This window comes from Nostoc sp. ATCC 53789 (assembly GCF_009873495.1).
Lineage (GTDB): Bacteria > Cyanobacteriota > Cyanobacteriia > Cyanobacteriales > Nostocaceae > Nostoc > Nostoc muscorum_A.
The window spans coordinates 3,012,329-3,025,522 of sequence record NZ_CP046703.1; the positions used below are offsets into that span (position 1 = coordinate 3,012,329).

Annotated in this window: 11 protein-coding genes; 3 read left to right on the forward strand and 8 right to left on the reverse strand. The window is 41.3% G+C overall.

The window, feature by feature from the left end; translation table 11 throughout:
• Positions 1 to 103 precede the first annotated feature (103 nt).
• Both GJB62_RS12345 and psbA read left to right on the forward strand, forming a co-directional pair.
• Positions 104 to 1,603, forward strand: a complete 1,500-nt coding sequence (locus tag GJB62_RS12345) for an MBOAT family protein (protein WP_114080463.1) — start codon at positions 104 to 106, stop codon at positions 1,601 to 1,603.
• Positions 1,604 to 1,931: 328 nt separating this feature from the next.
• On the forward strand, positions 1,932 to 3,014 hold the full coding sequence (psbA, locus tag GJB62_RS12350; protein ID WP_012411708.1) for a photosystem II q(b) protein: 1,083 nt from the start codon (positions 1,932 to 1,934) through the stop codon (positions 3,012 to 3,014).
• A gap of 76 nt (positions 3,015 to 3,090) precedes the next feature.
• Here the strand turns inward: psbA and GJB62_RS38185 are convergent, their stop codons facing one another.
• From GJB62_RS38185 to sat, 7 genes are all read right to left on the reverse strand, one after another.
• Positions 3,091 to 3,276, reverse strand: a complete 186-nt coding sequence (locus tag GJB62_RS38185) for a hypothetical protein (RefSeq protein ID WP_159402509.1) — start codon at positions 3,274 to 3,276, stop codon at positions 3,091 to 3,093.
• Between the two features lie 104 nt (positions 3,277 to 3,380).
• Positions 3,381 to 4,304: an ion channel gene (locus GJB62_RS12360; RefSeq protein WP_114080465.1), complete on the reverse strand. Its 924-nt coding sequence runs from the start codon at positions 4,302 to 4,304 to the stop codon at positions 3,381 to 3,383.
• Positions 4,305 to 4,430: 126 nt separating this feature from the next.
• Complete coding sequence (locus GJB62_RS12365; protein ID WP_245246152.1) at positions 4,431 to 5,327, reverse strand: DUF2382 domain-containing protein; 897 nt, start codon at positions 5,325 to 5,327, stop codon at positions 4,431 to 4,433.
• 173 nt (positions 5,328 to 5,500) lie between these two features.
• Complete coding sequence (locus GJB62_RS12370) at positions 5,501 to 6,397, reverse strand: DUF2382 domain-containing protein (protein WP_114080467.1); 897 nt, start codon at positions 6,395 to 6,397, stop codon at positions 5,501 to 5,503.
• A 379-nt stretch (positions 6,398 to 6,776) separates the two neighbouring features.
• The gene (locus GJB62_RS12375) at positions 6,777 to 7,619 is read right to left on the reverse strand and encodes a DUF2382 domain-containing protein (protein WP_114080468.1); all 843 of its coding nucleotides are present in this window, start codon (positions 7,617 to 7,619) and stop codon (positions 6,777 to 6,779) included.
• A gap of 352 nt (positions 7,620 to 7,971) precedes the next feature.
• A complete protein-coding gene (locus GJB62_RS12380; RefSeq protein WP_114080469.1) occupies positions 7,972 to 10,101 on the reverse strand; it encodes a caspase family protein in 2,130 nt (709 codons plus the stop codon).
• Between the two features lie 157 nt (positions 10,102 to 10,258).
• Positions 10,259 to 11,437, reverse strand: coding sequence for a sulfate adenylyltransferase (gene sat, locus GJB62_RS12385; RefSeq protein ID WP_114080470.1), 1,179 nt, complete (start codon positions 11,435 to 11,437; stop codon positions 10,259 to 10,261).
• A gap of 196 nt (positions 11,438 to 11,633) precedes the next feature.
• On the opposite strand from sat, the gene GJB62_RS12390 reads away from it, so the two are divergent.
• Complete coding sequence (locus tag GJB62_RS12390) at positions 11,634 to 11,900, forward strand: hypothetical protein (protein WP_245246153.1); 267 nt, start codon at positions 11,634 to 11,636, stop codon at positions 11,898 to 11,900.
• Positions 11,901 to 12,047: 147 nt separating this feature from the next.
• On the opposite strand, the gene GJB62_RS12395 is transcribed toward GJB62_RS12390, so the two are convergent.
• The gene (locus GJB62_RS12395) at positions 12,048 to 13,142 is read right to left on the reverse strand and encodes a hemopexin repeat-containing protein (protein ID WP_114080471.1); all 1,095 of its coding nucleotides are present in this window, start codon (positions 13,140 to 13,142) and stop codon (positions 12,048 to 12,050) included.
• Between the last annotated feature and the right edge of the window lie 52 nt (positions 13,143 to 13,194).

The window sequence follows — 13,194 nt, forward strand, 5'->3', positions numbered from 1 at the left end:
AGTGGGGAGCAGAGGAGGCAAGGGGGACAAGGGGACAAAGAGAATAATTAATGCCCAATGCCCCATGCCCAATGACAAATGACAAATAACAAATGACTAAAAAATGAACTTTATATCAATTTTTTATGGTCTTTTCTTGTTGAGTGTTTTAGGAATTTACTGGTCTTTAGCACAACAGAAATTACGATTATGGACGCTGCTAATTGCTAGTTTGGTTTTCTACGCATCTTTGCATATCCAATACATACCATTGCTATTAGCATTGACGTTTATCAATTTCCGTTTGGGGCTAGAGATTGGAAAAAATACATCACCAGGAAAACATTCTCTTGACTGGCAAATTTCTAATGAAGAGTGGCAATTTGCCCAAGGTGACTGGAATCGCCGTCGTCTAAAAGTTTTGTGGCTGGGTATAGCTTTAAATGTTTTACTATTATTAGCTTTTAAGTATCTAACCCCTCTATTTAAGTTTGTTTTCAATATCCAAACAAACTCACCAGATAGCTCTTTTAAATTGATTGCACCTTTGGGAATTTCATTTTTCACCTTTGAGTGTATTGCCTATTTAATAGATGTCTATCGTGGTGCGCCTGCTACCGATCAGTTTCTTAAATTTGCAACCTATAAATTATTCTTCGCCAAACTGATTTCCGGCCCGATTACGCGCTACCACAACTTAGCAAATCAATTCAATACGCTAGACTTTCCCAGTGCCGATAGAGTAGCAGAGGCGCTGTGGTTAATTGCTAGAGGTGCAGTCAAAAAAGGTATTTTTGCAGACCACCTAGGAATTTTTGTCGATTTATGTTTTGGTAACTTACAACGGGCCGGTAGTACCGATCTCTGGTTAGCAACATTCGCCTACGGTTTGCAGTTATATCTAGATTTCAACGGTTACGTAGATATTGCCCGTGGAAGTGCTTTACTTTTCGGCTTGGTTCTACCTGAAAATTTTGACTTTCCCTACTTCAGCACCAGTATTGGAGAATTTTGGCGGCGCTGGCATATCACTCTCGGAGATTGGCTACGTAACTATGTCTACTTTCCTTTGGGTGGTTCGCGTCGCGGTTTAGTCCGCACCTGCTGGAATTTATTTACTGTGATGCTAATCGCTGGCATCTGGCACGGGGCTGCTTTAGGTTATGTAGTTTGGGGCATATTCCACGGGTTAGCCTTGGTGGTTCATCGACTTACAGATGCTATGAGCGATCGCTTTGAAAATCTGGAGCAATTCTGGCAAAATCCTCTAGGTATCTTCGTTGCTTGGTTTTTGACCCAACTGATGGTTTTTACCTCTTGGATTTGGTTCCGTCTACCGAATATCGCAGACTCTTCTTTAGTAATTCGACACCTTTGGCGTTATCCTGCTGATGCCCAGTTTGCTCAAAAGGTCTATGTAGATGCTTTAAATATTAGCCAATACCAACTCACTTGGGTGCTGCTAACTTTGGCTGCTCTGATGGCTTTAGTCTATGCCTTTAACCGAATGCTGAAGTTAGAGTTTAACTGGCCCATTAAGCTTGTCTTTGTCCCTCTATGTTTCTACGCTGTTTGGTTATTAGCTCCTGAAGGCAGTTTGCCCTATATCTACTTTGATTTTTAAGTTTCTAGAAACAATGAACTGCAACATAAGACAATTTACAACTTATTATTTCGTTACAATTTATCCTGGCTATTTGTAACGGAATGTAAAGAGAATAAACTAGGCGATCGGTTTAATTTTGCAATAGCTTAGAAAGCTTTAATCGCTTACTTTTATCACTATTATTTATAGTAGAAAAACTTTACATTTCGACGATCTTGTTAAAGAATTCTATTACAGAATATTAAGCCAAAGATCGCGTCCAAGTAATTTCATGTAGACTGTAATTCAACAGGCAAAACAAAATCTGCTTGTTCCATTTTTAACAAAAAATAGCACTTATAAAACAATGACCACAACCTTACAACGGCGCTCTGGCGCTAACGTTTGGGATCGCTTTTGCGAGTGGATTACCAGCACTGACAACCGTATATATGTTGGTTGGTTTGGTGTACTGATGATCCCAACCCTACTAGCAGCTACTGCTTGCTTTGTAATTGCATTCATCGCAGCACCTCCAGTAGACATTGATGGTATCCGTGAACCAGTCGCAGGTTCTTTGATCTACGGAAACAACATCATCTCTGGTGCAGTTGTTCCTTCTTCAAACGCTATCGGCTTGCACTTCTACCCAATCTGGGAAGCTGCTTCCTTAGATGAGTGGTTGTACAACGGTGGTCCTTACCAATTGGTAGTTTTCCACTTCTTGATCGGTTGCGCTTGCTACCTGGGTCGTCAGTGGGAACTTTCTTACCGCTTAGGTATGCGTCCTTGGATCTGCGTAGCTTACAGCGCACCTTTGGCTTCTGCTACCGCAGTATTCTTGATCTACCCAATCGGTCAAGGTTCTTTCTCAGATGGTATGCCTTTGGGTATCTCTGGAACCTTCAACTTCATGATTGTGTTCCAAGCAGAACACAACATCTTGATGCACCCCTTCCACATGTTAGGTGTGGCTGGTGTATTCGGCGGTTCCTTGTTCTCTGCAATGCACGGTTCTCTAGTAACTTCTTCCTTGGTGCGTGAAACCACCGAAACCGAGTCTCTTAACTACGGTTACAAATTCGGTCAAGAAGAAGAAACCTACAACATCGTTGCAGCCCACGGTTACTTCGGTCGTTTGATCTTTCAATACGCTTCCTTCAACAACAGCCGTTCACTGCACTTCTTCTTAGCAGCTTGGCCCGTCGTCGGTATCTGGTTCACCGCTTTAGGTATCAGCACGATGGCGTTCAACCTGAACGGTTTCAACTTCAACCAATCAATCATTGACTCTCAAGGTCGCGTTATCAGCACCTGGGCAGACGTAATCAACCGCGCTAACTTGGGTATGGAAGTAATGCACGAGCGTAACGCTCACAACTTCCCCCTAGACTTAGCTGCTGGTGAAATTACTCCTGTAGCAATGACTGCTCCTGCTATCAACGGTTAATTCTGAAGATTAGCTAAATAAAAAGCGCCCCCCATCACTGGAGGGCGCTTTTTTGTTGGAGCCATATTTAATTGGTTTAATCAAAGCAGATGGGTAGCAAATTTTTCAGCCAAACATCATCAGTAGCGCGATAATAGATATAGAGATCAAAATACTTTATATGTCCTTTTCCCCCTCCGCCTGTTGTGTTGTCGTCCTCAACCAACAACAGGAGCAAAATATCTCCCACCAGAACCAGTGTCAGGATGTACCAGTTAACCACAGCAAAAGTATGGTTAAAAATTGCACTGTAGTTGAAAATGGTCGGGTCGTCGTTAAAGCCTTACAATCCTCAGAGAATCAGACTTCCGAGTAAGTTTCAGGCATTTAAAGCATTTCATCTAAAGATGAAACATCGTGAAAGCGGTTGTAATCAATGTAGCGATGTCCATCAGGTGCGTGGTAGAAGATATCGGCAAATTGATTATTCCACAAAATTTCATTAGCAGCATAAGTATGACGGGCATGGACTACCTGTGCAACTGTTTCATCAATGCCACTCAAAGAGACAATCAAAATAGTATTTGTTTGGATTAAGGATTCTGGTGTCATGCCATATAGAGGACTAAACTCATCAATGACATGCATCACTGACCAGCTTAAGGTGAAACTAGGTGTTTGGTTCCTTAACAGTTTGAGATCGTAGAACCGACGCATAAATTGCCCTTCTAGAGTTATTTCGTCGCGCATTAAGTAGACTCGCATCTGCGCCTCTAGAATCATATTGCGACGTTGATTAGCGGTGCGAAATATGAGAGTTGGCATTGCATTATGAGGTGTAATTACAGCAACACGACTAAAAAGCACCCTAGCTGTAGGTCGGGAAAATCGAGCAAAGGCTAGCCCCGTCATTACAGCAATTCCCACCAAACCAATCATTGCTTCAATGGTGACAATAATGTTGGCGTAAGTTGTTTTGGGATACATCGCCCCATAGCCGATAGATGCCAGGGTTTGCACGCTAAAGAAAAAGACATCTAAAAAAGAGCCTGGTCGGGCGTTGGCAATACAATCTCCTCCTATCAAGTAAGCTAGGGCAAATAGAGTATTGATAGTTATATAGAAAGTACAAATCAGCAGTAGAAAGCCAGCCCAGGGAATCGTTAACAGCAAATGGTAGGGATCGCGCCAGTAAGAATGCCATACACCCATACCCATAATCTCAAATTTTCCGTCTCGAACTTGAATCTGAATAGGTAAAATCAGACGCTGTTGTTTCTTCCGTGAAAGTCTCTTCAGTCGAAATTTCATTGCAAGTAGCCAATAGAACGGCAACTGCTTAGTATTTTGACATTCTCTGAGGTGAAGTGATTAAATCAGCAAAAAAATAGGATGAGCAATGCCCATCCTACTAATTTATCTGCTAGAAACTTATTTTTACAGCTTGGGTGATTGATCTTTCGAACAGCGATCAAACCACTCCTGGTATTTATTCTTGTGTGACTCATCTTCAACAGCAATGGTAACACGCACTCGATTGCAGCCGTGATTTTGTTCTAGTGCGATCGCATTCAACAATAAACTAGCAGTTTTCGGCGAGTTAAATTCACCGCTTATTGTTAAACCGCTTTCAAAATATGTACCTTCGAGTCTTTCTACTGTGGTCAAGTCAACATTAGCAATTTCTTCTTGACCTAAATCAATTTCTGCGAGTTGTTTGTGTTCTGGGCTAATTTGTTCCACAATCAGCTTTTCACGCCGGACAGGAACTTGGATCATCTGGGTTTCGATGACTTTGCGAACAATCACCTCACCAACTTTTCGCTTACTGCTTTCGACAACTAGTCGTTCTTCTAGTAGACGAATAATTTGTTCTTCGCTGACCTCCTCTAAATCCACTGGCTCAACTGCGCTATTTTGAGTTTGATTGTTAACCAATTGCTCAGTTGGGTTGTCTAGGCGTAGCCCCTCGTAGACATCGCCGATTTTTTCTGCTTCTGAATATTCAGGCATATATTCGATTTCTGATTTGTTGAAGTCTATGAAAACAGATTTAGTCGGCTTGTCAATTTTTTTTATTCTCTGGCTCTGCAATCGAAAAAAATAAGGATGTTTATCGACTAACTGCTCGCCATATTCTAGAGTTTGTTGATTGACCTGGTTTGATATAACTAGGTTTAACCGCCTATTAGTATCCACAATTAAATCATGAACTACTCCTACTAGCTGACCTTGGTTATCGAACACAGCAAAATTCTTCACCCTCTTTTTCAAATCTGCTATTGAGGTGTTAGTGCCAGAATTACCATTTGCCTGTCCAATGTTTTTTGTCATCGGTTGGCTATTCATAATATGCAAAGTTTATGAACTGCTTTTTACTTAGCTAAATTAAATGTATTGCTCATTTTAAGCTATTGGAAGCACAGGTAAAGCTAATTTAACAGCTTTACCTGTACTGTGTCGAATTAATTATTAGCCATTAGCGATTAACTAATGACTATATTTGGTTAGCGTTCTTCGATGGGAAGATTACCAGAATTCACATCTAGCTCTTCACGACGCACAGTTTCTTGCGTTTCAACTGTGTCTTGATCTACCACCTTTCTAACTCTGACTTCTTCACGCAAAAATGCTTCTTTACGAACATCAGGAGTTTCTTCGTGAATTTCTAGACGAGCAACTTCGCCTTCACGGAAATTTGCTTCGCGTCCAGAAACGGCAGTACCTGCATCTGCTGGAGTTACACGTTCAATCACAACTCGCTCTCTTTCTACTGGCACTGCAACCCGTGCAGTATCAGTTTCAACACGCTTGCCAATGGATACTTCTCCAGTTTTTTGACGATGTTTACTGGCAATCAGCCGTTCTTCATACAATCTCAGAGTTTGATGATCTTGCTCATTTAACCCAAATAAAGAAGGCTCATGTTCGTAATTGTAGCTATCACGATTATAAATTGGCGTAGTCGTCGCTGGTTGATAGGTTGTATCTACAGGTATTGATGCTTCTACAGGTGCTGATGCATCTAAAGTATTGGTGGAATTTGCTGGTTGACGATATACGCCACGCACCCGTTCTTCGTAATCGTAATCAAGCGCTTGACGTTCATTAAACTCAGGTAAATCTTCTGCTTGCTCTCTAGTCAAGCCAATTGTGTAGACACGATCAACGTTATAGTCGATACGGGCACGACCAATTGGTAGTAATACTTTTTTACCAAAAATCCAGAAGCCTAAGTCAACAACTAGATAGCGAAAATGACCTTCTTCGTCAACTAAAACATCGCTGACAGTGCCAATTTTTTCATCAGTTCCTTGTGTATAAACCCCAAGTCCGCTAATATCGTGGCCTTCAAATGCATCACGATAGTTAGGCTCAAAATCTTCTAATTTGTAAAGTACCATTATTATTTAACCTCAATATTTTTCTTTTCAATTCATAGCAATTATGATAAAAATTTCTTTACTTCTTTACATCCTTCTGTCGAATGAATTATTTCAATAGTTAAATAACCAAAAGTTATAGTTATTTTTCTTGATGGCAGATAAAAGCAGTCCTAAATAAATGATAATTTAAAATTTATATCCCCAACTTTTTAAAGAAGTCGGGGATATAAACACCGCGAATTTTCACCAAACAAATTTAAGAAATTAGGAATTTTGGTTGTAATTAAAATACTGTAGAGATGGTAAATTGACCTGGGCTTCTCTACGAGACGTTATCGGAAATGCTTCGCTACGCTAACATCCCCCGTCTCTACAACTTTTAAAAAATCCAATCCCCTTAAATAGCTTCATGTGTAGTACTGCCATGTTCATTCACATGTAAATTACCCGCAGTATCAACATCTAACTCTTCTCGACGAATGGTGTCTTGTGCTTCCACTATATCCCTTTCTACGACTTTCTTGACTCGGACTTCTTCACGCACAAAGGCTTCTTTACGTATATCAGGCGTTTCTTCGTACACTTCTATGCGTGCAACTTCACCTTCTTGAAACTTAAGTTCATTGGTATCTACAACGTTTCCTGCTTCTGTTGGCACAACTCGCTCAATTACAACTCGTTCTTTTTGGATAGGTACTGTAACACTTGCAGTATCTGTTTCAATGTGTTTACCAACCGTTACTTCCCCGGTTTTGATGCGCTGTTTATTTGCAATCAACCGTTCTTCATAGAGTTTGAAAGTTTGATGAGATTGCTCATTCAGTCCGTATAAAGCTGGTTCTGTCTGGTAATTATATGTATTGCGATCGTAAGTTACACCGCTAGTTGGAGAACGAAATCCACTACGTACTTTTTCTTCGTAATCGTGATCAAAGATTGTATCTTCTTTGTACTCAACTAAACCTTCTACTTGTTGTCTGCTTAACCCATCAACATAGACACGTTTGGCAGGATAATCAATCCGGGAAAGACCAATTGGTAATAAGATTTTTTTACCAGAAAAATCTCCGCTTGTGTCAATAACTAAATATCGAAAACGACCATCATCATCAACTAAAACATCAGTTACTGAGCCAACTCTGTCTCCTCCCTCAGTATAAAGAATCAGTGATTTAACGTCGTCTCCACCAAAAGTTTCTCGATAGTTTGGATCAAAATGTTCAAGTTTATGAAGAGGCATACTATGTTGTTTCCAGGTTGTTTATAACATTTAGTGTAAAAAATATTGTGCTGAGTCTCATCCTGCTGGCGACTGAATTCAGTTGAGATATTTTATGAGTGAAACACTCAGTTTTAAGACTCAGCGTAATCAATAGGAGTATAACTAAAGTCATAAGAACTTTTAGCTGATGCTGGTTTGAAAAAGAATTGAGAAGTCAGAATGGGCTACGCCCCACTTTGCTAACAAGAGCCAGAATCAAGACCCTCATAAGAGTTGCTATACATCGTAGAGAAGGCTTTACGCTGTGCTATTATCCGCTTTTTCAGTTAGAATTCAGAATCAATTCTGTTTCGATAAAAAATTTTCCAAGTCACACAACTTGAAAACTAAAGCTAAGACTTGCCCAATTATTCACATCCCAGATATATGAGTCGGTTGCTGTGCTGTTCATCTCAGTTTTGAGGGTGCTGGCGTTATGCAAGTCTTGCAGCAAGGCTTGTGCAACGTCTAAGGGATTCAACAATGGGCCAATCGTCCGTTGTTCGACTGTGGAATACTTAGCAGTACTCAAGGCGGCTAGAGTTTCCCTAAAGGGGACAGGACTAAAAATAAGTTGTTGTTCGCACTCAGAAGCTGGCCCTGAAATCACCCATTGGGAAGCAGCATTAGTTTGGGGTAGGGTGAGGCTTTCACCAGGGGCGATGACGACTTCTTGGACGATAGGCTTGATGTCGGTAGTATTTGGTTCTTGGGGAGTTTCCCAAGAGTAGAAGGCAACTGCTGTATGATTATTGTTTAATCCCAGTAAGATTAAATATACTGGGTGATCGCTCTGGTTTTCCACTCGATATTGCATTCGACTACCGATAGGCACAATGGGAGTGGGGAGAGACGCGATTAATCGCGTCTGTACTGATTTTTTAATCGAAGTTTCACTTTTGAAGGTTCGCACTGTTTCGCGCTGCATGATGACGCGAGGCGATATATTATTAATTATTTCTAAGGTTGCCTTGAGAGCCAAGCGAGAAGAACCTCCATTTTCTGTAAGTCGCCATAACTTGGCTGCTAGCAAGGTTGATAATTTTGGCGCTAACCTTTGCACTGTTAATTTTATTGCTTCTCCTACTTCCCCCGTGGTATTGGGAATTGGCTCGCCCCCAAGAGAAAATAGACCATAACGACTGGGAGTTTCCTGTAGCTTGGCAAATACATAATCAGCTGGTTTTTCACCTAGGACTACGGTAGATATATGGGAAAATCCCGCAAAGGCACTTGTAGCGTCTACCCGCTCAATTCTTTCTAATCCAGTATCAAAAGCTATTGTTAAATTGATATTTCGGGGTAATACCCGGACTGCTTCTTGGACGAGTTGCCCAATTTGTAGGGGATTTGCACCTTCAATTTTGGAAATTTGCGCTTTTGCTGTTAACCCAGTGCGCGATCGCAATACTAATTGCTCTTTTGTCTGTAGTGTAAATCTAGAATTCACTCCGTAGTATAGCAGCACTTGTGGGGGTAATCCTGCTAACCACAGATGTACGGTTTTACCGTCTTCTTCAATATCACTCACCGCACCTTCTGCACCAATGATATTGTCTGGCATTAGAGACGTTATATCTGGATTTTTCTGACTACTCAATAACGTTGGTTGCTGTTTACTACCTGATTTATATAGAGAATTTTCCACGTGGGAAAGGGCGACTTGAATTTTGGTGGCTGGCGTGAATTCCCACAAATACTGCGTCAAGGCGTAGGTGAATAACCCAGCACTAAAACCAGAAAAAAGACCTTCTCTTGCTGGCTGCTTTGGTTCTGAGGTAGCTGCTAAAACAATCGGAGTATTGGATAACTTCTGAGTTTTAAGTTGTTTGAGAAAGTCGAGTTCTTCAGTTGCTAGCTGTCCTACCGACTCCTGAAGGGCGCGAGTTTTTAATCCTATTACTGTGTTAGGAGCATCATAGCTAGTATCCAATACTGCTGTTACTTTGTCTGTGGAGAGCGATCGCAATAATAGCAGTAGAGTTTCTTCTAATATATGATTGACTATTTTTTCATCTTGTAAGTCAAGAGCTACATTAGCTGTCACCAGAGCATTTTGCATTGTATCTGGCGATGTTTCCAATTTGACACGAGTGCCATAACCGCTAAAGTGGAAAAAAGTTATATCACCAGGTTTAGCTTGTTTGCCCAGATGATCCGAAAAAGCCGCCTCAATGAATTCCCTGCTGGCTTGTTCCTCAGTTAAGGTTAGAATATCTGACCCTTGAAAACCAAAGCGGTTAATCAAAAGTTCTCTTTGCAGTTCTACATCTGTCAGACAACCACTGAGGTTTGAGATTTTGGAGTATTGGTTAATACCTATTAACAATGCCAACTTGCGCGAGTTGGGTTGTGCCAAAGCCTGATAATAGCGATTTCCTAAAGTCAACCACTCAGCTTCCGTTACCCCCAATACCGCGAGTATTGAGCCAATTTTATGTAAAAACGTGCGGCGTTTCATAATTAGCTATCAGCCCTAAGCCCATTAGCTAGCAGCTTACAGGGCTGAACTCTGTATTGTAAAGTTACAAAAGTTTGGGGAGATGAGGGAGCAGGGGAAGCAGGGGAAGAATAACTATTAATTATTTACCAATGCCCAATTCCCAATTCCCAATTCCCTAAACAGGTACTTCTATCCGCATTGCCCGCGCCAACTCAGCCGCCACCTCTGGACGAGAAAATTCTGGTGGAGGTAATTCACCACGCCGCAGCATTTCTCGGACTTTTGTCCCTGATAGGTGAATACGTTCTTCTGGCTTGCTGGGACTGGTTTTAGATGTTGCCATCTGCTTAGTGCGCGTACAGTAGAAAGCGTGTTCAAATTTCATCGGCACAATGCCCAATTCGCCTGGGGCAAATTCATCAAAGATATACTGTGCATCGTAAGTACCGTAATAGTCACCAACACCAGCATGATCCCGTCCGACGATAAAGTGAGTACAGCCGTAGTTTTTGCGGACTAAAGCATGGAATATTGCTTCACGAGGCCCGGCATAACGCATTGCGGCTGGATTAATTGCCAAAGTTACCCGGTCTAAGGGGTAGTAATGTTCCAGCAAAATTTCATAGCAGCGCATCCGCACATCGGCGGCAATATCGTCTTCTTTTGTCGCCCCGACTAATGGGTGCAAAAATAGACCGTCAACAATTTCTAAAGCGCACTTTTGAATATATTCGTGGGCGCGGTGGATGGGGTTGCGAGTTTGGAAACCAACGATTGTTTTCCAACCCTTATCTTTAAATAGTTGTCGTGAGGCAGCTGGATCTATTTGGTAAGTGGGAAACTGGGGATGAGGTTCGCGCTGCAACAGCCAAATATCACCCGCCAGATGTACAGTACCTTGGTTATAGAGTACCTGCACGCCTGGATGTTTGACATCATCAGTGCGGTAGACATTAATGGCTTCGCGGGTTTTGTCGTAATTATATTTTTGCGTGAGTTGCAAAACTGCAATAAATTCACCTCTGGAGTTATCCAGACGGATTAAGCCACCTTCTTGCAATGGGGAAGCTACTTCTTCGCTGACTGATAGTGTAATCGGGATTGACCACACAAGACCATTAGCTAGTCGCATTTCTGTAACAGTGCGATCGTAGTCTTCTTGGTTCATAAAACCCGTGAGTGGACTAAAAGCACCGATCGCAATCATTTCTACATCCGAAACGGCGCGATCGTCAAGTTGCACTCGCGGCAAAAAGTCAGCTTTTGAGAGAAACTCTGCTCTTTGTTCTGGTGTGGCGATACGGTTAACCAACTGTCCACCGTGGGGGGCTATGGCATCTGGATTGTGACTCAACGTAATCCCCTCTTTGTATTAACTGTTATTGTTTCAGATTATGTACTAACTTATCAAAATGCTGGTACTGAGAAAAAAAAGAGTTTAAAGAATGGAGGAAAATTGTTGCAACTAGCCTCTAAGCGATCTGATTAAGTTACGCTAAAGCTAATCCAGCCTTAAGTTTCAGAATAGTTCCTTTATAAGGAAAATGCTTATGAATGCTGTATCTCCCGTTGTTAAACCTGTTAGCCAAATGCGGCTAGCACCTGGTAGTACAGTGTCTATTCAAAATGTAAGCTGGAAGGAATTTGAGTCTATCTTGCAAGAACTGGGGGAAAAGCGATCGCGACGAGTTGCTTACAGCAAGTCTACGTTAGAAATTATGGTTCCTCTACCCGAACACGAAAAATCAAAGGACTTAATTTCGGATATTGTCAAAATCTTGCTGAAGATCGCAGGGAAAAGTTATGAACCCTTCTGATGTATAAATAACCCCCGCTTTAAATATAAAGGTGGGGGTAAAGAATCGTTGTTTAGTTTTCTCAAAAAATGTAAATTCATATTCCGATTCAGGAACGCCGAAAATCGATGTTTTTGAAGATTTTGAGCTTCTGGCTAAAATCGTTGGCTAAAACGCAGTCGCACCATCGATTCCATCGGCAAAGGCATCTAGTCCAGTCCAATTGCCTTTAATCGGTTTTGGATAACCCTCATCGGCTTTGTCGGCAGCAATATCATAGCGAATAAACTCAGATCCTTTGAATAAATAAACTTTACCATTACCTAGATTCAGGGCGGCATTGATATTGTCATAAAAAACTCCAGGCCAATATGACGAAATATCATAACTAGCACTTGCGCCTCGCTCGGCAGCAATATCATAGCGAGTATAATAATGGCCTTTGAAGAAATAAACTTGGCCCTTACCGAGATTGACGGCAGCATCAATCTCGTTAGTGAAGTCATCCATTCCAGCCCAATTGCCTTTAATCGGTTTTGGATAACCACTATCAATTTGAGCGGTAGGCGCATCGTAGCTAATATACTCAGAGCCTTTGAACACATAAATCTTCTCATTGTCCCAATGGACGGCAGCATCGAACCCGTCAGCGAAGGCATCTAATCCCGGCCAATTGCCTTTAATCGGTTTTGGATAACCCTCATCGGCTCGATCATTAGCAATATCAAACTGGATATACTGGTCTCCTTTGAAAAAATAAGCTTTTTTGAAAGGATTTGGGATAGGGCGATCGCGGGGTTCGAGGAGACTAGAAGGAATGTCTGTAATATTAAAAGTGAGTGCTTCACTCTCATTAGTCGTTGTCACGACATAGAAAAAATTGTCGCAAGCATCATTTTTGTACTTGTTCCCTTTTTTGAACCAATATTTAGTTCCATTCTGATTAGTCCATAATTTTACGGTAGATCCGTTATTACTGAAATTACCACCTAAATAATCGTACTTGGATGTAACGTAGAGATAGCCACCGTCGTAGTGTATCCATCGGTCTTTATAGGGGCCATCATAAAACTTGAAGGAACATCGATCAGTATCGAAAATCTCCATCGTAAAATAGGCAACATAGGCATCATCAGTAGATAAGCACAGATACTTGCTGTACGATTCTGTACAGGTCGATGTTAAAAAGTGTTTGTATTCGTATTTAACTCCTAAAAGCTCGTGGCCCACAGATAACTTGACATATCTTTTTTGATTTTCCATTTTAATTCTCCATTGAAGTTGAATGTAATTTACAGACCGAACATTTCCTTAT

Bases quoted from the DNA above. Each gene is read 5' to 3' on its own strand.
- GJB62_RS12345 (WP_114080463.1), top strand. From the start codon at position 104: ATGAACTTTATATCAATTTTTTATGGTCTTTTCTTGTTGAGTGTTTTA.
- psbA (WP_012411708.1), top strand. From the start codon at position 1,932: ATGACCACAACCTTACAACGGCGCTCTGGCGCTAACGTTTGGGATCGC.
- GJB62_RS12360 (WP_114080465.1), bottom strand. From the start codon at position 4,304: ATGAAATTTCGACTGAAGAGACTTTCACGGAAGAAACAACAGCGTCTG.
- GJB62_RS12365 (WP_245246152.1), bottom strand. From the start codon at position 5,327: ATGACAAAAAACATTGGACAGGCAAATGGTAATTCTGGCACTAACACC.
- GJB62_RS12370 (WP_114080467.1), bottom strand. From the start codon at position 6,397: ATGGTACTTTACAAATTAGAAGATTTTGAGCCTAACTATCGTGATGCA.
- GJB62_RS12375 (WP_114080468.1), bottom strand. From the start codon at position 7,619: ATGCCTCTTCATAAACTTGAACATTTTGATCCAAACTATCGAGAAACT.
- GJB62_RS12380 (WP_114080469.1), bottom strand. From the start codon at position 10,101: ATGAAACGCCGCACGTTTTTACATAAAATTGGCTCAATACTCGCGGTA.
- GJB62_RS12390 (WP_245246153.1), top strand. From the start codon at position 11,634: ATGAATGCTGTATCTCCCGTTGTTAAACCTGTTAGCCAAATGCGGCTA.
- GJB62_RS12395 (WP_114080471.1), bottom strand. From the start codon at position 13,142: ATGGAAAATCAAAAAAGATATGTCAAGTTATCTGTGGGCCACGAGCTT.